Source organism: Mesorhizobium sp. M1E.F.Ca.ET.041.01.1.1, assembly GCF_003997355.1.
Lineage (GTDB): Bacteria > Pseudomonadota > Alphaproteobacteria > Rhizobiales > Rhizobiaceae > Mesorhizobium.
In genome coordinates, this window is the sequence record NZ_RZSL01000056.1 from 1 (window position 1) to 19,203 (window position 19,203).

Sequence of the window (19,203 nt, forward strand, 5' to 3'; positions counted from 1 at the left end):
CCCCCATTTCATGGGGGAGAGGAAACGCTAACCGCTGATGTCGCAGCCTTGAAAAGCTTGGGTTCCTCGCCCCCACAACGTGGGGGAGAGGTGGCTCGGCGAAGCCGAGACGGAGAGGGGGAGCGCCCTATGCGATTGTCCTGCCCTCAAAGGGGGGTCGCAGGCTGGGCCTCAGTTCCCCGGCCTTGGCCTTGGCAACGGGATGCCGATCTTTGGCGTTGGCGCGAAAGCGCTTGCCGCCGAGGGGATCGAGGCGTTGTCGCTGGAAATCGTCTGCGCCGGCTCGGTCGGTTCCGGCTTGGCGGCCGCTACCGCTGTCGCGCCGCCGCCTTGATAGGTGACAGCCTCCAGCGAAGGCGCGTCGGGCGCGGCGAGCACAGCCCGGCATTCTCTGGGCAGGTTGGCCATCGTCATCAGGTCGCGGGCCTTCGGCGCATCCGGGTTCTTGTTCGGCCGCCAGGGCTCCTCGGTGAACCACCAGGCAAGCGGCTTGCCGCAGCCGTCGTCGTCGGGGGTCGCATCCTGCGCCTTGCAGCCGGGTGAGCCCGGCTGGCAGCCTATGCGCATATGGAAATGATAGTCGTGGCCCCAGAACGGCCGGATCTTGCGCAGCCACGAACGGTCGCCGGTGACGGTGTCGCAGAGCTTCTTCTTGATGCCCGGATTGACCAGGATGCGCTCGACTTCCGCGTAGCTCGCCGCGCGCTTCAGAAGCCGCGTGTGCGCAGGCGTCCACAGCGCGTCCTTCACCAGATGCGTTTTCTCATTGACCATCAGCGTCGCGCTCATGGTCTCGCGCTGCGCAATCGTCAGCGGACGGCTCGGCATCGGGGTCAGCCAGATGTCGGCGTCGAGGCCGATCTGGTGCGAGGCATGGCCGGTCATCATCGGCCCGCCGCGCGGCTGCGAAATGTCGCCGATCAGCAAGCCGGGCCAGCCATCCGCATAGGCATCACGCGCGAGCTTCTCGATCAGCGCAATCATCGACGGATGGCCCCAGCGGCGGTTGCGCGAGGGGCGCATCACTTCCCAGCTCGGCCCGTCCATCGGCAAGGCGACGCCGCCGGTGAAGCAGCCCTTGGAGTAGAAGCCGAAGGATTGCGCCGGCGCCACCGCCGGCAGCTTTTCGGCGCCGAACAGATCCTTGGCGTGGGGTTCGGCCGAGATCGCGGCCGCCGCCAGCGCGGCCAAACTCACCAGCGCAAGCGCGGCGGTCAGGAACGGCTTCCTGTCAGGCAGCGATCGCAACGTCATCAGGTCGGGTCCCCTCTCCAGTGGCGCGACGCAATCCTCGGCGACATGCTTCAGGCGCGAATCATATCATGCCATGCGCTTCGCTTCGATCACGAGCGTTTCATCGGGCTGCGCGGTTCCCCGTCCCGCCAGTTGCCGTCGGCCCACATCCGCTCCAGCGCCGCCCGATAGTTCGGGAAGCGGAAGCGATAGCCGGCCGCCTTGATCGCGTTGTTGGCGACGCGCTTGTTCTCGCCATAGAAAGAACGCGCCATGGGCGAAAGTTGGGCGGTCTCGAACGGAATTTCCGGCGGCGCCTCCACGCCCATCAATCGGGCGGCATAGGCGACGACGTCCTGCGGCGGCGCCGGCTCGTCGTCGGTGACGTTGAAAATGCCGCCGAGATTCTTTTCAGCCAGATGCCAAAGCGCGCCGGCGATGTCGTCGCAATGGATGCGGTTGAACACCTGATCCTTCTTGACCAGCCGCCTTGCGGTGCCGTCCTCGAGATTGGCCAGCGCGTTGCGGCCCGGGCCATAGATGCCGGACAGCCGCAGGATCGCCACCGGTTTTTCGATTTCCCGGCCAAGAGCCAGCCATTCCCGTTCGGCGGCCACCCGCATCACCGAGCGGTTTGAAACGGGCCTGCATTCGGCCGTTTCGTCCACCCAGGCGCCGCCATGGTCGCCATAGACGCCGACGGTCGAAAGATAGCCGATCCATTCCAATGCCGGCATGCTCGCCCGGATCGTCTCGCCGGCGGCGTTGAGCGCCGGATCTCCCACTTCGTCCGGCGCGACCGAGACAATGAGATGCGTGGTTTGCCGAAGCGCATCGCCGATCTCCCGCGTCAGCGAACCGCCGAAGCGCAACGGCTCGATCCCTGCCTGCCGCAGCGCCTCGAATTTTTCCGGCGAGCGCGTCGTCCCAAGGATCGGCGCGCCGTTTTCGTTGGCCCGGGCAAAAGCCTTGCCGGAATAGCCGGCGCCGAAGATGAAGAAGCGTTTTCCGCCCATCGATGAACCCCCTTCAATGATCCTTTGCGGGATCCGGCAGCGCCGAAAGCCATTCGTCGCGCACCGTCGCCTCGTTTTCCGTCTGCAAGGCCGATGCGGCGAGCTCGGCAAAATCGCGCGATGGCATCAGTCGCGACAGAGCCCATACCGCCGCACCCCGCACCAGCGGCGAGCCGTCGTCGAGCAGGTCGCGTACGATCGGCGTCAGCGAAGCATCACCCGAATTGCCGGCGGCGATCAGCACGTTGCGGACAAAACGGTCGCGGCCGATGCGCTTGATCGGCGAACCGGAGAAAAAGGAGCGGAACGCCGCATCGTCGAGAAGCAGGAGCTCCGACAGTGGCGGCTCGCGCAGGTCGGCGCGGGCGGCAAGCTTGGCCTCGGAAGCGACACTGGCGAATTTGTTCCAGGGGCAGGCGGCGAGGCAGTCGTCGCAGCCATAGATGCGGTTGCCGATCTTCTCGCGGAATTCGAGTGGGATCGGCCCCTTGTTCTCGATGGTGAGGTAGGAGATGCAGCGCCGCGCGTCGAGCCGGTAGGGCGCCGGAAAAGCATCGGTCGGGCAGACGTCGAGGCAGGCGCGGCAGGAGCCGCAATGGTCGATTTCCGCTTTGTTCGGTTCAAGCTCGGCCGTCGTGAAAATGGTGCCGAGGAACAGCCACGAGCCATGCGCGCGGCTCACCAGATTGGTGTGCTTGCCCTGCCAGCCGAGGCCGGCGGCTTCCGCCAGCGGCTTTTCCATGACCGGGGCCGTGTCGACGAAGACTTTGACGTCGCCGCCGGCACGCGCGACGATCTTGCCGGCGATCTCCTTCAGCCGGCCCTTCATCACGTCGTGATAGTCGCGGTTTTGCGCGTAGACCGAGATGGCGCCGCGGTCGCGTTTTGCGAGGATGTCGCGTGGATCCCGGTCCGGCCCGTAGTTCATGGCGAGCACGACGATCGAACGCACGTCCGGCCACAATGTCGAGGGCTCGGCCCGGCGCTCGATCGTCTCGGCGATCCACTCCATCGAGCCATGGAAACCGTCGGCGACGAATTCCGCCAGGCGCGCGGGCGCCTCCGGGATCGCATCCGGCGTGGTGACGGCGACGGCATCGAAGCCGGCGCGGCGCGCCTCCGCGTCGATCAGCGCGCGCAGTCTGTCAGAAGTCGAGGTCCGCATAATGCGATACCGGCGACAGGCCGCGCACCCGGTCGGTGAGCAGCGGCCGGAACGACGGCCTTGATTTCACCCGCGTATACCATTCGCGCGCGGCGGCATGCTCGCGCCAGTCGATCTCGCCGAGATAGTCGAGCACCGAAAGCGTCGCCGCCGCCGCGAGGTCGGCATAGGTCACCTTGTTGCCGGCGAGCCAATGGCGCGTTCCGGCGAGCCAGTTGGTGTATTTCATGTGCTGGCGGATGTTGGCGCGCGCGGCGCGGATCGCCGCCGAATCGGGCGAGCCGCCGCCCGCCGTTTCCGGCATGACCGGCTTCAGCACGCGTTCGCGCACCAGATGGCGGGTGACCTCGCTTTCGGCCTTCGCGAGATACCAGTCGGTCAGCCGGCGGATTTCGGCGCGCTGCATCGGATCTTCGGCAAACAGCCGCTTGTCGCGCTTGAGCACCCCGCGCGTCTCGTCGAGATATTCGGCGATCACCATGGCGCCGACGATCGGCACGTCGCCTTCGGCAAGCAGGATCGGCAGCGTGCCGGCCGGGTTCAGCGCCAGGAACTCCTTGCGCCGCGTCCAGGGCTTCTCCTCGATCAGCGCCAGCTCCTCGCCATACTCGCCGAAAGCGAGGCGCACGAAGCGGCAGGTGGCGAACATCGGATGGTGGAAAAGCGTCAGCATGGTTCCGCGATGATAGGGCGCACTGGCGAATCGCCCCCTGCGCCGGTAAGTCTTGGCGGCCCGTCATGCGGCCGTCACGGTGTTGCGACCTATAGGGGGACTTCCGCGCCGTGACAAGCAAGCCGTTGTCTTCAGCCATCCCCGAAATCCTGAGGTTGCCATGGAAAGCCAGACCATCGTCGAAGCGCTGCTGCTTGGGCTGCTGGAGGGCCTGACCGAGTTCATCCCGGTGTCCTCGACCGGCCACATCCTGCTCGCCGGCCATTTCCTCGGCTTCCACTCCACCGGCAAGGCCTTCGAGATCCTGATCCAGCTCGGCGCGATCCTGGCGATCCTGAGCGTCTATTTCCACCGCCTCTGGAAGATGCTGCTCGACCTGCCGCATGACCGCCTGACCCGGCATTTCGTCATCGGCATCCTGATCGCCTTCCTGCCGGCGGCGGTCATCGGCGCGCTGGCGCATGATTTCATCAAGACCTTCCTGTTCGAATCGCCGCGGCTGATCTGCATCATGCTGATCATCGGCGGCGTGGTGCTGCTTGCCGTCGACCGCATGAACCTCAAGCCGGTCTATCGCGACGTCGAGCGCTTCCCGACCAGGCTCTATCTGCAGATCGGCCTCTTCCAGTGCCTGTCGCTGATCCCCGGCACCTCGCGCTCCGGCTCGACCATCGTCGGCGCGCTGCTTCTCGGCGTGGAGAAACGCGCTGCGGCGGAGTTTTCCTTCTTCCTCGCCATGCCGACCATGGTCGGCGCCTTCGCCTATGATCTGTTCAAGAACCGCAACGTGCTGACCTCGGCCGACCTGCCGATCATCGCCGTCGGCTTCGTCGCGGCCTTCGTCGCCGCCCTGATCGTCGTGCGCTTCCTGCTCGATTTCGTCTCGCGCAAGGGCTACTCGCTGTTCGGCTGGTGGCGGCTTGTGGTCGGCGCGGTCGGGCTGGTGGCGCTGATGGTATGGGGATGAGCCTACCCTCCCCCTTGTGGGGAGGGTCGATCCGCGAGGCGGATCGGGGTGGGCGGCGCCGTACCCCCACCCCGGTTCGCCACCGACGCTTCGCGTCGCTTGCTCACCGACCCTCCCCACAAGGGGGAGGGTAAAGCCCGTCAATTCCTCCCATAAAAAGCATTCTCCACATGCACCGGCCAGCGCCAGGGCAGCACGGCCACCATGTCGAAGCGAACCGACAGCCGGCCATAATCTGGCTGGCGCGACAGCCACAGGTCGGCGGCGCCCTCGATGCGTCGTTCCGACGCGCGAGCGATCGCTTCCATCGCCTCCATCAACGTTCGGCGCGCCTTGACCTCGACGAACAGCACGAGGTCGCCGCGCCGGGCGATCAGGTCGATCTCGCCGAGCTTGGTGCGATGGCGGCGGGCAAGAATCCGGTAGCCTTTCAGCATCAGCGCCAGCGCCGCCAGCCATTCGCCGCGATGGCCGCGCCGATAGGCTTTTCGCCGATGGCCGACGCTGCGCTCAGCCACCGTTGTCTTCTCTTTGTTTGACCATGATCTTTTCCGAAAACCGGTCCCCACTTTTCGGGATCATGGTCTGTCCCTGAGTTCCAGCAGCCGCCGGTAGAGCGCCTGCTTCTGACCGCCGGTCATCTTCGCCGCTTCGGCCGCCGCCTTGGATGCCGGCATTTCGGTGGCCAAAGACAACAGCAGCCGGTCGATGTCGGCCGGCTGGTCCGCCGAGGCTTCCGCCGGGCCGACGCAGACGACGATTTCGCCCTTCGGCGTGTCGGCCGCCGCATAGTGATCGGCAAGCTCGGCAAGCGTGCCTGTCCGCGTTTCTTCGAATGTCTTGGTGAGCTCGCGGCCGATCGCGGCCTTGCGCGCGCCGCCAAGCGCCTCGACCATCGCGGCAAGCGTTTCGGCCAGCCGGCGCGGCGATTCGAAGAAGATCAGCGTCGCCGGTACCTGCCTGAAGCTTTCGAGCTTCGTCAGCCGCTGACCGGCTTTCGCAGGCAGGAAACCGGCGAACAGGAAGGCATCGGACGGCAGGCCGGACGCGGTCAGCGCGGCAAGTGCCGCCGAAGGCCCCGGCACCGGCACGACGCGGATGCCGCGCTCCAGCGCTTCGCCGACCAGCCGGTAGCCCGGATCGGAGACCAAAGGCGTCCCGGCGTCCGAGATCAGCGCCACGCTCTGCCCGGCCGCCAAGGCCTCGATCAGCTTCGGCCCGGCCTCTTGGGCATTGTGCTCGTGATAGGCCGTGGTGCGGCGCCGAATGCCATAGCGTTCGAGCAGCACGCGCGAGACGCGCGTGTCCTCGCAGGCGACGATATCGGCCGCGGCCAGCGTCTCCAGCGCGCGCAGCGTGATGTCGGCCAGATTGCCGATCGGCGTCGCCACCAGATAGAGCGCCGGCGCGAGCGGCCGCGCCGCGATCTCGGCCTGCCCGATCATGTAGCTGCGTTTGTCGCCGGTCACCGGATACCTCTCTCTCCCCACCTTGTTTGGCATGGCTCACGGCCGGTTGCAAAACGTGAAGTCGGGGTAAGGAAATCGCCATGCCTTCGCCACAGTGAGGAACGAAACCGGCACCGGTCGATTTAATCCCTGATTCCCCGGAGGAGGCAGGACCGGACGATGCCCAATCGCTTCGATATTTTCATCAGCCGACTTGAAAGCAAAACCGCCCGCGAGGGCACTCCCCCACATCCGATCGCCGCCCAGCAAGGGGCTCGCCGCGACAAGGCCGAAGAGAAGCCCGCCCGCAGCGGCGAAGCGCATGGCGAAAAGACCCGCGGCAAGCACCGCCAGAAGCACGACGCTTAAGATAACCAGCAACCTTCGCGATCTCGCGCCTCGTCATTCCAGGGCGAAGCAAGGAGCGAAGCGACGCGCGCAGACCCTGGAATCCATGCCGTTACATCGAAGCGCCACCAACGGTGCAGAATTCTGCTCCGCCGCGCCCTTCGCATAGGTCACGGCATGGATTCTCGGGTCAAGCCCGAGAATGACGAAGGCGCGAGATCACCGCGCCAGATCCGCCACCACGGCATCGAGCACGATCATGCCGGCGGTCGTGGCGCGGAGCCGGGCATTGCCGACCGGCGCCACCAGCCCCTCCTCCTGCAGCACCGAAAGCCTCGCGGTCGAAAGGCCGCGCCCGGCAAGCGTCTCGTAGCGCGCGAGGTCGATGCCTTCGGCAAGCCTCAGCCCCATCAGCAGGAACTCGTCGGCCTCTTCCGAGCGCGTCAGCACCTCGCCGCCGGTCACGCCATGGCCCCTGGCCTCGACCAGATTGGCCCAGGTTTCCGGCATCTTTTCCGCGATGGTCACGGTGCGGCGGCCGTTCTCGACGAAGCGGCCATGCGCCCCTGGTCCGACGCCGACATATTCGCCGTAGCGCCAGTAGGTCAGGTTGTGCCGGCTTTCCGCGCCCGGCCGCGCGTGGTTGGAGATCTCGTAGGCCGGCAGCCCATGCGCCGCCGTGACTTCCTGCGTCAGCGCGTAAAGGTCGGCGGCATGATCGTTGTCGGGAAGGATGAACTTCCGCGCCGCATGCAGCGCATGGAATGGCGTGCCTTCCTCGATGGTGAGCTGGTAGAGCGAGAGGTGGTCGGCGGCGTGGCCGATCGCTTCTTCGAGTTCCGCCCGCCAGGCCTCCGGCGTCTGGCCCGGCCGCGCATAGATGAGATCAAAGGAGAGGCGGGGGGATATGTCCCGCGCGAGCCCGATGGCGTGAAGCGCCTCCTCGACATTGTGCAGCCGTCCGAGGAAGCGCAGGTCCTTGTCGTTCAGCGCCTGCACGCCGAGCGAGACGCGGTTGACACCCGCCGCGCGATAGCCGCGGAAGCGCTCGGCCTCGACCGAGGACGGGTTCGCCTCCAGCGTCACCTCGATGCCGGCCGGCACGGTCCAGTTCTTCGCCACGGCCTCCAGCACCGCCGCCACGGTCTCCGGCTTCATCAGCGACGGCGTGCCGCCGCCGAGGAAGATGCTGGTCACCTCGCGCGGCCCGGTGCGGGCGCGCATCGTTGCGAGCTCAGTCGCGAAGGCGCGTGCAAACCGCTCCTGGTCGACCGGCTGGTGGCGCACATGGCTGTTGAAGTCGCAGTAAGGGCATTTGGCCGCGCAGAACGGCCAATGGATGTAGACGCCGAAGCCGGGGCTGCGGTCGAGCGGCATGGTTTGGCCGATCCCGATCATTCCGAGCCGAGCCTGGCCAGATCCAAGCGCGCCAAATCCAAGCGGGCTTGGGCAAACTTCTGGAAGGCGCGGGCGCGGTGCGACAGCGCCGTCGCCTGGCCGGGCTTCCAGCCGTGTTTTTGCTCCGCGCTCATCTCGCCGAAAGTCTTGTCGAAGCCGTTGGGCAGGAACACCGGGTCATAGCCGAAGCCGAGCGTGCCGCGCGGCGGCCAGACCAGCGTGCCCTCCGCCTCGCCCCGGTAATACTCGGCTTCGCCGTCCGGAAAGGCGAGGCAGATGACGGCGACGAAGCGGCCGGTGCGCTGCGCCGGCTCGGTCGCGCCGACTTCCTGCAGCGCCACTTCGGTACGCTGCATGGCCATGCCGAAATCGCGTGTGCCATCCGGCGTCTCGGCCCAGTTGGCGGTGTAGACTCCCGGCGCGCCGTCGAGCGCGTCGACGCAAAGCCCGGAATCGTCGGACAGCGCCGGCAGGCCGGTGGCCTTGGCCGCGGCATATGCCTTGATATAGGCATTCTCCTCGAAGGTCGTGCCGGTCTCGTCGGGTTCCGGCAGGCCATACTCCTTGGCCGATTTCGCCTCGAAGCCGAACGGCGCCATCAGATCGGCGAATTCGCGCAGCTTGCCGGCGTTATGGCTGGCGACGACGATCTTCTGTCCGTTGAGAGAATGCATCACAGGCCCCAGATCCTTGGCTCGGCGAACTCGATCGAATTACCCGAAGGGTCGCGGATGTAGATCGAATGTCCGCCCTGCGGCCATTCGAAATCGCTTTCGATGGCGATGTTCTTCGCCGCCAGATGCCTGCGCCACTCGACGATCTCACCGGCCGTCGCCGTGAAGCAGAGATGGCCCTCTCCGGCCGTGCCATGCGGCGGCACCCTCAGCCTGGCGTCAGGCGCCGGCGGGATCTTGGTCGCCTCGGCGTTGAAAAGCAGCAACACGCCGTCGCCGCAGCGGAAGAAGACGTGGCGGCCCTCGACCTTGCCCAGCGGCTCCAGGCCGATGATGTCGCGGTAGAAGACTTCCGCGGCATTGAGATCGGAGACGTAGAGCGCGGATTCCAGGATTGCCGAGGGAGTCACGAGGCGCCCCCCTCTGCCCTGCCGGGCATCTCCCCCTCAAGGGGGGAGATCGGCAGCTTCATTGTCGCCGCACACCTTGCAACGTCAGAGATTGGCGAAACCCGAAGTGCCGCCCGATCTCCCCCCTTGCGGGGGAGATGGCCGGCAGGCCAGAGGGGGGTGCGAAGGATCGCCAACCTCATCAATAACCCTAAGCCACCGCCATCTGCTGCAGGCTCACCAGCCGCGAAATGCCTTTCTTGGCCAGCGCCATCAGCGCGGCAAACTGCTCTTCGGAGAAGGGCTCGCCCTCCGCCGTGCCCTGGATCTCGACGATGCCGCCCTTGCCGGTCATGACGAAATTGGCGTCGGTGCCGGCCGAGGAATCTTCGAGATAGTCGAGGTCGATGACCGGCTGGCCGTCGTGGATGCCGCAGGAAATCGCGGCGACATGGTCTCTCAGCACCTTGGAGACGCTGACCATCTGGCGGGCTTCCATCCAGCGCAGGCAGTCGTAGAGCGCCACCCAGCCGCCGGTGATCGAGGCCGTGCGGGTGCCGCCATCGGCCTGGATGACGTCGCAGTCGACGGTGATCTGCTGTTCGCCCAGCGCCTGCAGGTCGACCACGGCGCGCAGCGAGCGGCCGATCAGCCGCTGGATCTCCAGCGTGCGGCCGCCCTGCTTGCCCGTCGACGCCTCGCGCCGCATGCGCTCGCCGGTAGAGCGCGGCAGCATGCCGTATTCGGCCGTCACCCAGCCCTTGCCGGAATTGCGCATCCAGGCCGGCACCTTCTCCTCCAGGCTCGCCGTGCACAAGACATGCGTGTCGCCGAACTTCACCAGGCACGAGCCTTCGGCATGCTTGGACACGCCGCGCTCGAAGGAGATGGCGCGCATTTCGTCGGCTTGGCGTTTGGAGGGGCGCATCGAGGCTCTTTCTGTTCTTTTCCCGGATTCGTCGGCGGCTTGTAGACGCATGCGGCGCATGGCGCAAAGAAAAATGGGCCGTTGCACCCGCAGCCGCTAAGTCTATATCTTTCGGTTGGAGGTTTTTCGCCGGAATGAACAAGGCAGTGGATCCCGCTTCGCAGCCGCCCGTGCTTCAGTCACTCGACATGCGCTCGCGCGACATCTTCAGGCGGATCGTCGATTCCTATCTGCGCGACGGCGAGCCGGTCGGCTCGCGCAGCCTGTCGCGCATCCTGCCCTCGTCGCTGTCGCCGGCCACCATCCGCAACGTGATGAGCGACCTCGAGCATCTTGGCCTCATCTATGCGCCGCACATCTCGGCCGGCCGTCTGCCGACCCAGACCGGTCTGCGCTTCTTCGTCGACGCCTTCATGGAGCTCGGTGATCTGTCCGACGAGGAGCGCCGCGCCATCGAGGCGCAGGTTCGCGCATCTGGCTCAGGCGCGACGCTGGAGCATATGCTGACCGAGGCCAGCCAGATGCTGTCCGGCATGTCGCGCGGCGCCGGCCTGGTGCTCGCCGCCAAGAACGAGGTGGCGCTGAAGCATATCGAGTTCATCCAGCTCGAACCCACGAAGGCGCTCGCCGTCCTGGTGTCGCAGAACGGCGACGTCGAGAACCGGGTCGTCGACCTGCCGGCCGGCATCACCATCTCGCAGCTGCACGAGGCCTCCAACTTCCTCAACGCCCATATACGCGGCCGCACGCTGGCCGAGGCTCGCATCGAGGTCGCCCGCATCAAGGATGAGACCAGGGCGGCTCTCGACACGCTGTCGCAGGACCTTGTCGAGAAGGGCCTTGCGGTGTGGGCCGGCGCGGAAAGCGGCCTGCCGGCGCGTCTCATCGTGCGCGGCCGCGCCAACCTCCTGGAGAACGTCACCGCCCAGGCCGACCTCGAACTGCTGCGCCATCTGTTCGAGGATCTGGAGACGCAGGACGGGCTGCTGCAGCTTCTCGACCTTGCCGAGGAAGGCCCTGGCGTGCGCATCTTCATCGGCTCGGAGAACAAGCTGTTTTCGCTGTCCGGCTCGTCGCTCGTGGTCGCGCCCTATCGCGACAAGGACGCGCGCGTCGTCGGCGCGCTTGGCGTCATCGGCCCGACCCGGCTCAACTATGCCCGCATCGTGCCGATGGTCGATTATACGGCCCAATTGGTTTCGCGGATGCTGAGGTAGAAGCCCGCAAGCAGGGATCGCCGCAAGGAGGGTGGAAATGGCGCTGGAATCGTTCAAGGCCCAGATCAGCCTGTTGCTCGAGCAGATGGTGAACCAGCCCGAGGACGAGCACGAAGTGCAGGAGCAGCTGCGCGAGAAGCTCAGGGAGATGCGCGCCATGGGCCTGCCGCTGCCGGCCGACCTGGTCGCGCTGGAAAAGCGGCTCGACGACGATCTGGATGTCGAGGAAAGCTGATCTGCCGGCAATTCCCGTCAAATCCGCGTGCCCGCGCTTCTATTTCGGGACGCCTGCCCGATATCTGCTGTCTGTTGCGCTTGATCAAATGACGGAGAACGGCATGATACGGATCGCCGGTCTTGCAGGCATGGCCCTGCTTCTGGCTTCTGGCGCCTTCGCGCAGCAGGCCGACCAGCCCTTGCTGACGGGCCGGAAGGCCTTCGGCGACTGGAAGGCCGACCGTCCAGGGGTGCGGCGTCTCATCAAGCCGGACGATCTCCAGCAGCCAAATGTCGCCGAATCCGCGTCGAACGGCGGCGGTCTCACCGATCGCCCGGAGGATGCGAAGCCGATCCTCCCGCCCGGCTTTTCGGCCGAGCTGGTCGCGTCCGGCATCGACAGCCCGCGTGTCGTGCGCGTGGCGCCGAACGGCGATCTCTTCGTCGCCGACAGCAGGGCGAACCAGATCCGCGTCTACCGACTTGCCGAGGGCAGCGCGAAACCCGCCGAGAAAGCGGTCTTCGCCAAGGGGCTGACGCGGCCCTATGGCATCGCCTTCTATCCGCCGGGCGACAAGCCGCAATGGGTCTATGTCGCCAACAGCAATAGCGTCGTGCGCTTTGCCTATCGCGATGGCGATCTCGAAGCCTCAAGCAAGCCGGAAACCGTCGTCACCAAGATCCCGGCCAGTCATCACTGGACGAGGGACATTACCTTCTCACCCGACGGCAAGACGCTCTATCTGTCGGTCGGCTCGGGTTCCAACATCGCCGAGGACATGAGCGCCAGCCCGAAAGGCGGTGTCGAGGAATGGGCGAGGTCTCAGCCGCTCGGCGCCACCTGGGGCGCGGAGGAAGGCCGCGCCGACGTGCTCGCCTTCGATCCCGACGGCAAGAACCGCCGGATGGTCGCCACCGGCCTGCGCAACTGCTCGGGCATGACCGTGCAGCCAGCGACGGCCGCGCTCTGGTGCGTCGTCAACGAGCGCGACGAGCTCGGCGACAACGTGCCCTTCGAATATGCCACCACCGTCAAGGACGGCGCCTTCTATGGCTGGCCCTGGTACTACATCGGCAACAATGAAGACCCGAGCTACAAGGGCGCGCGCCCCGATCTCGCCGGCAAGGTCACCATGCCCGATGTGTTGATGCAGGCGCATTCGGCGCCGCTCAACATCGCTTTCTATGAAGGCGGCGATTTTCCGGCCGACTACAAGGGCGACGCCTTCGTCACCCTGCACGGCTCATGGAACCGCAATGTCCGCACCGGCTACAAGGTGGTGCGGCTGAAGTTCAAGGACGGCAAGCCGACCGGCGAGTATGAGGATTTCGCCACCGGCTTCGTCATCGCGGACGACGCGGTCTGGGGCCGGCCGGTGGGCGTGGCCGTGGCGAAGGACGGCGCGCTGATCCTGACCGAGGACGGCAACGGCACGATCTGGCGCATCAGTTATGGCGGCTAGCTCGTTGGCACAGGGGGTTTGGAAGGCTGCCGTTTGCGAGATTTTCACCGTTCATTTCCGCCGTTTCAGACCGCTGATTGTCGACGTCGGCGCTGCCCCTCATCGCCCTGCCGGGCATTTCTCCCCGTATAGTGACGGGGAGAAGCAGCTGGCCGCAACGACGGCGTCCTTCCTGCGACGCTGGCGATTGGCGAAATCGTCGATGGGAGCGCCCCTCTCCCCGTCACTATACGGGGAGAGGATGCCGGCAGGCAGGTGAGGGGCAGCGCCAGCGCTCGGAAAAAAGGTGACGGGCGAGTTCGAAATCGAAGCGATTGCCCAGGCTAGGGAACCTCCCGGCCGAGCTGGCGCAACGAATCCCGCCGTGAGGGGAATTACCCTCGACCCGGTATCATGATAGAAGCCGCGCTCCACACTGGTCCCTTGGGGACCATACGCCAGGCCTACAATCATGACACTCACCGGATTTCTCGCTTACAGCGCCGCCCTCGGCGTCGCCGCCGCCATTCCAGGCCCCGGCGTCACGGCGCTTGTCGCCCGCGCGCTCGGCTCCGGCTTCCGTTCCTCGCTGGCGATGTCGTTCGGCCTCATGCTCGGCGACCTCACCTACCTCACCGCCGTCGTGCTCGGCCTCGCCTTCGTCGCGCAGACCTTCGGCATGGTCTTCCTCGCCATCAAATGGGCGGGCGTCGCCTATCTCGCTTTCCTTGCCTGGCGCTTCTGGACCAGCGGCATTTCGCCGGAAACCGTCGATGCGCGGAAGGGCAAGGGCGGCCTGGTGTCGAGCTTCATCGCCGGGCTGACGGTGACGCTCGGCAACCCGAAGACGATGATCTTCTATCTCGCCATCACGCCGACCATCGTCGACCTGAAGACCATCACGCTCGCCGACTATGGCATCCTTGTCGCGCTGACCGTCGTCGTGCTGTTCGTGGTTCTGGTGCCCTATCTGGCGCTGGCCGCCAAGGCGCGCTGGTTCCTGAAATCGCCGCGCGCCTTGAAAGTTCTGAACCGCACCGCCGCCGGCTTCATGATGGGAGCGGCAGCGGCTATCGCGGCGCGTCAGTAGCCTCAGACCTCAACCGGTCCCGATTCGGCGAAAGCATTCCGAAAACGGGCCGATCCGGAAAATGCATTTCCGGCGCGGGGTGGTTTTGAGCAACCGCCCCACTCGGATATTTTCGGCCGCCGGCCTATCTTGCGCGGCTGAAAGTCCTATTCTGTCTGCCTGTGCCTTTGCCTTGGGAGCGAAACCAATGAACAAGCCCGTCACCTCCGCGCGCGTACCCGGCCGCGGCCGCATCTTCAACTCGATCACCGAGACGATTGGAGACACCCCGCTGGTGCGGCTGGATAAATTCGCGAAGGAGAAGGGCATCGTCGCTAACCTCCTGGCCAAGCTCGAATTCTTCAATCCGATCGCCTCGGTCAAGGACCGCATCGGCGTCGCCATGATCGAAGCGCTGGAGGCGGCCGGCAAGATTTCGCCCGGCAAGACCACGCTGATCGAGCCGACTTCCGGCAACACCGGCATCGCGCTGGCCTTCGCCGCCGCCGCCAAGGGCTACAAGCTGATCCTCACCATGCCGGAGACCATGTCGGTCGAGCGGCGCAAGATGCTGGCGCTGCTCGGCGCCGAGCTGGTGCTCACCGAAGGGCCGAAAGGTATGAAGGGCGCCATCGCCAAGGCCGACGAGCTCGCCGCCACGCTGCCCAACGCCATCATCCCGCAGCAGTTCGAGAACCCTGCCAATCCGGAAATCCACCGCCGCACCACGGCCGAGGAAATCTGGAACGACACCAATGGCGAGGTCGATATCTTCGTCGCCGGCATCGGCACCGGCGGCACCATCACCGGCGTCGGCCAGGTGCTGAAGAAGCGCAAGCCTTCGCTGCATGTCGTGGCGGTCGAGCCGGAAGCCTCGCCCGTGCTCTCCGGCGGCCAGCCCGGCCCGCACAAGATTCAAGGCATCGGCGCCGGCTTCGCGCCCAAGATCCTCGACACCTCGGTCTATGACGAGATCGTCAGGGTTTCCAACGAGGATTCGGTTGCCAATGCGCGCCTCGTCGCCCGCCTCGAAGGCGTGCCGGTCGGCATCTCGTCGGGCGCGGCACTCCAGGCGGCGATCGTCGTCGGCTCGCGGCCCGAGAACAAGGGCAAGAACCTCGTCGTCGTCATCCCGTCCTTCGCCGAGCGCTATCTTTCGACGATCCTGTTCGACGGGCTGGGGGCTTAGCCGATCGAGGGGCGGTACGCCGCCTCATTTGGCCGCGCCAAATTCTCCCCCCTTGAGGGGGAGATGTCGCCGAAGGCGACAGAGGGGGTCGCCGCGCGTGAAGCGCCGGCGTTTTCCGCGACGACAGACAACGTCGGCGATCTAGGTGAGAGGACCCCCTCTGGCCGCTTCGCGGCCATCTCCCCCTCAAGGGGGGAGATTCGCCCTCAGTTTCGCACCAGCTTGCCCCGCTCCGCCTGCAGGAAACGGCGCAGGGCCGGATCGCGCTCCAGGCCGATGGCCCGGTCATAGGCTTCTGCGGCCTCGGCAGTCTTGTCGAGCCTGGCTGAGAGCTCGGCCCGCGCCGCCCAATAGGGCTGGTATTCGGCAAGCCGCTTGTCGGCGCCGATCTCGTCCAGCGCGGCAAGACCCGCGGGGGCCCCTTCGTCCTCCGCGATCGCCACCGCGCGATTGATCGCCACCACCGGCGAACCGGCCACGGCCATCAGCGCGTCGTAAAGCTGGCGGATCGCTGCCCAGTCGGTATGGCCGCTCAGCCGCCGCGCCGTATGCGCCGATTGTACGGCCGCCTCCAATTGGTAGCGGCCGATGGCACCCTTGACGGCGGCGCGCCTGAGCAGCCGCTCCGCCTCGTCGGTCAGCTTCTCGTCCCAAAGCGCCATGTCCTGCTTTGCAAGCGGTACAAAGTCGCCATCAGCGTTGCGCCGCGCCGTGCGCCGCGCCTCGGCGAAAAGCATCAGCGCCAGCAGTCCCTGCGTTTCCGGTTCCTCCGGCATCAATGACGCGACCAGCCGGCCGAGCCAGATGCCTTCGCTGGCGAGGTTGCGCCGTCTGGTCTCGGTGCCGGCAGGGTCCGACCAGCCTTCGGCGAAGGTGGCGTAGATCGCCTCCAGCACGGCATCCAGTCGCTCGCCGAGCTCGGTCCGCTCCGGCACGCGGAAAGGAATGCCGGCCTCGCGGATGCGGGTCTTGGCGCGCACCAGCCGCTGGCCCATCGTCGCCGGCGCAACCAGGAACGCCGAGGCTATTGCGGCGGCGTCGAAGCCCAGCACAGCCTGCAGGATCAGCGGCGCGCGTACGCTGGCCTCGATCGCCGGATGGGCGCAGGCAAACATCAGCCTGAGCCGCTCGTCGGGCAACTCGTCATTCGTCATCCGCGCCTCCGCCTCTTCGGCAATAAGCTGCAGGTGGTCGCGGGCCGCCTCGCCGGTCAGCCGTCGCCGCACGGCGTCGACGTCGCGCCGGCGCGCCACTGCGAGCAGCCAGGCTTCCGGTTTTTCGGGCACGCCGCTCTTCGGCCAGCGTTCGAGCGCCGCGGCGAATGCGTCGGCCAGCGCGTCCTCGGCGCCGGCGACGTCGCGCATGCGGGCCGCGAGCCAGGCGACCAGCTTGCCGTAGCTCTGCCGGGCGGCCGCCTCGGCCGCCGCCCGCGCCATCTCCGGGCGACCGTCCATACTGCTAGGACAGGTAGTCGGTCATTTCCCAGATCGGCCGCACCTCGACCGTGCCGGTGCTGGCTGCCGGACAGCGCGCGCCCCATTCCATGGCCGTATCGATGTCCGTCGCCTCGATCATGTAGAAGCCGGCAAGCTGCTCCTTGGTATCGGCATAGGGGCCGTCGAGCACGTTGGTCTTGCCGTTGGCCAGCCGTATCGAAGTGGCCGCCTGGGTCGGGCGCAGCCTTTCGCCGGCGAGGTATGCGCCGGATTTCTTCAAGGCTTCGGTATAGGCGCCATAGGCCGCCAAGGTCTGCTCGGTCTTGTCGCGCGGCGCATTCGCCATCGCGGCTTCGTCGTTGTAGATCAAAAGCATGTATCGCATGGTGTTCTCCCGTTTTTGCAGGCCGCGTCGTTGCTAGCCGACCTATGTCGTGCGGCCGCGGCCGATTTCGACAGGCGCCTCCGAAAATCTTTCGTCCCCAAAGCATTCGAGCGCAAGCCGGCGCTTTTCGCCAGCACTCAACCGTTCGTCTAATGGCTGCAATTGCGGGTTGGCATTTGCCGCCTCCCGTCTAAACTCCCAGGTCCGCGCCGGGGAGGCGGCATGGCGCGATCGTTTCAGGAGGAGGAAACCATATGCTCGATTTCAGGACGAAATTTGTTGCCGCCGGCGCGTTGGCGCTGTCGCTCGGCCTCGGCGCCGTGTCGGCCGGGGCGCAGGAATTCATCAACGTGCTCACCGGCGGCACGTCGGGCGTCTATTATCCGCTCGGCGTCGCGCTGTCCGAGATTTACGGCAAGGGCATCGAAGGCGCCCGCACCCAGGTGCAGGCGACGAAGGCCTCCGTCGAGAACCTCAACCTGCTGCAGCAGGGCAAGGGCGAGATCGCCTTCGCGCTCGGCGATTCGGTGAAGCTCGCCGCCGAGGGCAACACCGAGGCCGGCTTCCCCGGCAAGCTCGACAAATTGCGCGGCATCGCCGCCATCTATCCCAACTACATCCAGATCGTCGCCAGCAAGGAGTCCGGCATCAAGACGCTCGCCGATCTCAAGGGCAAGAGCCTGTCGGTTGGTGCGCCTGCTTCCGGCACGGAACTCAACGCCCGCGCCATCTTCGCCGCCGCCGGGTTGAAATATGAGGATCTCGGACGGGTCGAATATCTGCCTTTCGCCGAATCGGTCGAATTGATCAAGAACCGGCAGCTCGACGCCACGCTGCAATCCGCGGGCCTTGGCGTCGCCTCGATCCGCGATCTCGCCACCTCGGTGCCGATCAACGTCGTCGCCGTGCCGGCCAAGGACGTCGCCAAGATCGGCTCGCCCTATCTTTCGGTCGTCATCCCGAAGGGAACCTATGAGGGCCAGACGGAGGATGTCGCGACCGCTGCGGTCGGCAATTTCCTTGTCACCCGCGCCGACGTTTCCGACGACACCGCCTATCAGATGACCAAGCTGCTGTTCGAGCATCTCGACCAGCTCGCCGCCGCCCACGCCGCCGCCAAGGCGATCGATCCGGCCAAGGCGTTGGACGGCATGCCGGTGCCGCTGCATCCCGGCGCGGAGAAATATTACAAGGAAAAAGGGCTCATCAAGTAAGCCTCCACCTCCCCCTTGAGGGGAGGGTGGACAGCCGCCGAAGGCGGATGGACGGGTGGGGTCGCCGCGGCAGTGCTCGACGCGAGACGACCCCACCCGCCTCGCTTCGCTCGGCACCCTCCCCTCAAGGGGGAGGGCATCCCCAGGAACCCGCCAATGACCAAAACCCCCACCGTTCTTTCTCCGATCGTCGAAGAGCCTATCGAAGGCCTGCCGCCGGGCTTCGGCGAAGGCATCGCCGGCAAGGCGGCCTTCCTGATTGCCGTCGCCTTTTCCGCCTTTCAGATCTACATCGCCGCCTATGGCAGCCTGCCCAGCCAGGTGGTGCGGGCCATGCATGTCGGCTTCCTGCTGCTGCTCGGCTTCGGCCTGATCGCCAATCTGCGCGCCAAGAGCATGCCGGCGAAAGCCGCATTCTGGACGCTTGGTGTGCTGGGCTTCGGCACCGGCCTCTACAACTGGGTGTTCTATACCGATCTCATTCGCCGTTCCGGCTTCCTCACCACGCCGGACCTGATCGTCGGCACCGTGCTGGTGGTGCTGGTCTTCGAAGCGGCACGGCGGCTGATGGGGCTGCCGCTCGCAATCATAGCCTTCATCTTCCTCGCCTATTGCTTCGTCGGCAATCACTTGCCGCCGCCCTTCGTCCATCGCGGCTATGATTTTGCGCAGCTCGTCGACACCTTCGCCTATGGCACCGAAGGCATATACGGCACGCCGGTCTATGTTTCGGCCGCTTATATCTTCATCTTCGTCGTCTTCGCGGCCTTCCTCGAGCGCGCCGGCATGATCGCGC

General features: G+C 66.0%; 20 protein-coding genes and 1 pseudogene. 8 read left to right on the forward strand and 13 right to left on the reverse strand.

Annotation, left to right across the window (positions count from 1 at the left end; genetic code table 11):
- Window positions 1-171: 171 nt before the first annotated feature.
- The 4 genes from mepA to EOA38_RS07550 all read right to left on the reverse strand — a co-directional run bounded on the left by mepA (window position 172) and on the right by EOA38_RS07550 (window position 4,087).
- Window positions 172-1,254 carry a penicillin-insensitive murein endopeptidase gene (gene mepA / locus EOA38_RS07535; protein ID WP_127298853.1) on the reverse strand — a complete coding sequence of 361 codons (1,083 nt, stop codon included), beginning with the start codon at window positions 1,252-1,254 and terminating at the stop codon, window positions 172-174.
- Window positions 1,255-1,343: 89 nt separating this feature from the next.
- Window positions 1,344-2,249, reverse strand: a complete 906-nt coding sequence (locus EOA38_RS07540; protein ID WP_127298854.1) for an SDR family oxidoreductase — start codon at window positions 2,247-2,249, stop codon at window positions 1,344-1,346.
- Window positions 2,250-2,262: 13 nt separating this feature from the next.
- Entirely contained in the window at window positions 2,263-3,414 is a 1,152-nt protein-coding gene (gene queG, locus EOA38_RS07545) for a tRNA epoxyqueuosine(34) reductase QueG (protein WP_127298855.1), read from the reverse strand.
- Entirely contained in the window at window positions 3,395-4,087 is a 693-nt protein-coding gene (locus EOA38_RS07550) for a glutathione S-transferase family protein (protein WP_126091039.1), read from the reverse strand. The genes queG and EOA38_RS07550 overlap by 20 nt, the downstream gene beginning before the upstream one ends.
- Before the next feature lie 160 nt (window positions 4,088-4,247).
- Between EOA38_RS07550 and EOA38_RS07555 the strand changes: the two genes are divergently transcribed.
- On the forward strand, window positions 4,248-5,054 hold the full coding sequence (locus tag EOA38_RS07555) for an undecaprenyl-diphosphate phosphatase (protein ID WP_127298856.1): 807 nt from the start codon (window positions 4,248-4,250) through the stop codon (window positions 5,052-5,054).
- Between the two features lie 140 nt (window positions 5,055-5,194).
- Here EOA38_RS07555 and EOA38_RS07560 read toward each other — a convergent pair whose 3' ends face one another.
- The 7 genes from EOA38_RS07560 to rph form a co-directional block, all read right to left on the reverse strand.
- A complete protein-coding gene (locus EOA38_RS07560; protein WP_127298857.1) occupies window positions 5,195-5,572 on the reverse strand; it encodes a YraN family protein in 378 nt (125 codons plus the stop codon).
- Window positions 5,573-5,632: 60 nt separating this feature from the next.
- Window positions 5,633-6,523 (reverse strand): 16S rRNA (cytidine(1402)-2'-O)-methyltransferase, encoded by an 891-nt coding sequence (rsmI, locus tag EOA38_RS07565; RefSeq protein ID WP_189434537.1) that lies wholly within the window; start codon window positions 6,521-6,523, stop codon window positions 5,633-5,635.
- A 36-nt stretch (window positions 6,524-6,559) separates the two neighbouring features.
- A complete protein-coding gene (locus tag EOA38_RS39030; protein WP_189434539.1) occupies window positions 6,560-6,883 on the reverse strand; it encodes a hypothetical protein in 324 nt (107 codons plus the stop codon).
- A gap of 186 nt (window positions 6,884-7,069) precedes the next feature.
- The gene (gene hemW / locus EOA38_RS07575; protein ID WP_127298860.1) at window positions 7,070-8,248 is read right to left on the reverse strand and encodes a radical SAM family heme chaperone HemW; all 1,179 of its coding nucleotides are present in this window, start codon (window positions 8,246-8,248) and stop codon (window positions 7,070-7,072) included.
- Window positions 8,245-8,922, reverse strand: a complete 678-nt coding sequence (rdgB, locus tag EOA38_RS07580; protein WP_127298861.1) for an RdgB/HAM1 family non-canonical purine NTP pyrophosphatase — start codon at window positions 8,920-8,922, stop codon at window positions 8,245-8,247. Before rdgB ends, hemW begins: the two co-directional genes overlap by 4 nt.
- Entirely contained in the window at window positions 8,922-9,332 is a 411-nt protein-coding gene (locus tag EOA38_RS07585) for a VOC family protein (protein ID WP_127298862.1), read from the reverse strand. The genes rdgB and EOA38_RS07585 overlap by 1 nt, the downstream gene beginning before the upstream one ends.
- A gap of 190 nt (window positions 9,333-9,522) precedes the next feature.
- Entirely contained in the window at window positions 9,523-10,239 is a 717-nt protein-coding gene (gene rph, locus EOA38_RS07595; RefSeq protein ID WP_127298864.1) for a ribonuclease PH, read from the reverse strand.
- A gap of 134 nt (window positions 10,240-10,373) precedes the next feature.
- Between rph and hrcA the strand changes: the two genes are divergently transcribed.
- From hrcA to cysK, 5 genes are all read left to right on the forward strand, one after another.
- Window positions 10,374-11,456, forward strand: a complete 1,083-nt coding sequence (hrcA, locus tag EOA38_RS07600) for a heat-inducible transcriptional repressor HrcA (protein WP_126091030.1) — start codon at window positions 10,374-10,376, stop codon at window positions 11,454-11,456.
- A 37-nt stretch (window positions 11,457-11,493) separates the two neighbouring features.
- Window positions 11,494-11,691 carry a hypothetical protein gene (locus EOA38_RS07605; RefSeq protein WP_126091029.1) on the forward strand — a complete coding sequence of 66 codons (198 nt, stop codon included), beginning with the start codon at window positions 11,494-11,496 and terminating at the stop codon, window positions 11,689-11,691.
- A gap of 103 nt (window positions 11,692-11,794) precedes the next feature.
- Window positions 11,795-13,135, forward strand: a complete 1,341-nt coding sequence (locus EOA38_RS07610; protein ID WP_127298865.1) for a sorbosone dehydrogenase family protein — start codon at window positions 11,795-11,797, stop codon at window positions 13,133-13,135.
- 451 nt (window positions 13,136-13,586) lie between these two features.
- Window positions 13,587-14,204: a LysE family translocator gene (locus EOA38_RS07620; protein ID WP_127298866.1), complete on the forward strand. Its 618-nt coding sequence runs from the start codon at window positions 13,587-13,589 to the stop codon at window positions 14,202-14,204.
- A 187-nt stretch (window positions 14,205-14,391) separates the two neighbouring features.
- Window positions 14,392-15,372, forward strand: a complete 981-nt coding sequence (gene cysK / locus EOA38_RS07625; protein ID WP_127298867.1) for a cysteine synthase A — start codon at window positions 14,392-14,394, stop codon at window positions 15,370-15,372.
- A 206-nt stretch (window positions 15,373-15,578) separates the two neighbouring features.
- Here the strand turns inward: cysK and EOA38_RS07630 are convergent, their stop codons facing one another.
- Window positions 15,579-16,826, reverse strand: a complete 1,248-nt coding sequence (locus EOA38_RS07630) for a DUF6596 domain-containing protein (protein ID WP_127298868.1) — start codon at window positions 16,824-16,826, stop codon at window positions 15,579-15,581.
- Between the two features lie 4 nt (window positions 16,827-16,830).
- On the reverse strand, window positions 16,831-17,193 hold the full coding sequence (locus tag EOA38_RS07635; RefSeq protein ID WP_126091024.1) for a YciI family protein: 363 nt from the start codon (window positions 17,191-17,193) through the stop codon (window positions 16,831-16,833).
- Window positions 17,194-17,447: 254 nt separating this feature from the next.
- On the opposite strand from EOA38_RS07635, the gene EOA38_RS07640 reads away from it, so the two are divergent.
- Together EOA38_RS07640 and EOA38_RS07645 are read left to right on the forward strand one after the other, a co-directional pair.
- Window positions 17,448-18,407 (forward strand): TAXI family TRAP transporter solute-binding subunit, encoded by a 960-nt coding sequence (locus tag EOA38_RS07640; protein WP_127298869.1) that lies wholly within the window; start codon window positions 17,448-17,450, stop codon window positions 18,405-18,407.
- A 156-nt stretch (window positions 18,408-18,563) separates the two neighbouring features.
- A pseudogene (locus tag EOA38_RS07645) lies at window positions 18,564-19,203 on the forward strand (TRAP transporter permease); the annotation flags it as partial.

What these genes read in the sequence shown, in the direction of transcription:
- EOA38_RS07540 (WP_127298854.1), bottom strand. Translation starts at nt 2,249, where the DNA reads ATGGGCGGAAAACGCTTCTTCATCTTCGGCGCCGGCTATTCCGGCAAG.
- mepA (WP_127298853.1), bottom strand. Translation starts at nt 1,254, where the DNA reads ATGACGTTGCGATCGCTGCCTGACAGGAAGCCGTTCCTGACCGCCGCG.
- EOA38_RS07555 (WP_127298856.1), top strand. Translation starts at nt 4,248, where the DNA reads ATGGAAAGCCAGACCATCGTCGAAGCGCTGCTGCTTGGGCTGCTGGAG.
- rdgB (WP_127298861.1), bottom strand. Translation starts at nt 8,922, where the DNA reads ATGCATTCTCTCAACGGACAGAAGATCGTCGTCGCCAGCCATAACGCC.
- cysK (WP_127298867.1), top strand. Translation starts at nt 14,392, where the DNA reads ATGAACAAGCCCGTCACCTCCGCGCGCGTACCCGGCCGCGGCCGCATC.
- hrcA (WP_126091030.1), top strand. Translation starts at nt 10,374, where the DNA reads ATGAACAAGGCAGTGGATCCCGCTTCGCAGCCGCCCGTGCTTCAGTCA.
- EOA38_RS07620 (WP_127298866.1), top strand. Translation starts at nt 13,587, where the DNA reads ATGACACTCACCGGATTTCTCGCTTACAGCGCCGCCCTCGGCGTCGCC.
- queG (WP_127298855.1), bottom strand. Translation starts at nt 3,414, where the DNA reads ATGCGGACCTCGACTTCTGACAGACTGCGCGCGCTGATCGACGCGGAG.
- EOA38_RS07630 (WP_127298868.1), bottom strand. Translation starts at nt 16,826, where the DNA reads ATGGACGGTCGCCCGGAGATGGCGCGGGCGGCGGCCGAGGCGGCCGCC.
- EOA38_RS07605 (WP_126091029.1), top strand. Translation starts at nt 11,494, where the DNA reads ATGGCGCTGGAATCGTTCAAGGCCCAGATCAGCCTGTTGCTCGAGCAG.
- rph (WP_127298864.1), bottom strand. Translation starts at nt 10,239, where the DNA reads ATGCGCCCCTCCAAACGCCAAGCCGACGAAATGCGCGCCATCTCCTTC.
- EOA38_RS07640 (WP_127298869.1), top strand. Translation starts at nt 17,448, where the DNA reads ATGCTCGATTTCAGGACGAAATTTGTTGCCGCCGGCGCGTTGGCGCTG.
- hemW (WP_127298860.1), bottom strand. Translation starts at nt 8,248, where the DNA reads ATGATCGGGATCGGCCAAACCATGCCGCTCGACCGCAGCCCCGGCTTC.
- EOA38_RS07550 (WP_126091039.1), bottom strand. Translation starts at nt 4,087, where the DNA reads ATGCTGACGCTTTTCCACCATCCGATGTTCGCCACCTGCCGCTTCGTG.
- EOA38_RS07610 (WP_127298865.1), top strand. Translation starts at nt 11,795, where the DNA reads ATGATACGGATCGCCGGTCTTGCAGGCATGGCCCTGCTTCTGGCTTCT.
- EOA38_RS07635 (WP_126091024.1), bottom strand. Translation starts at nt 17,193, where the DNA reads ATGCGATACATGCTTTTGATCTACAACGACGAAGCCGCGATGGCGAAT.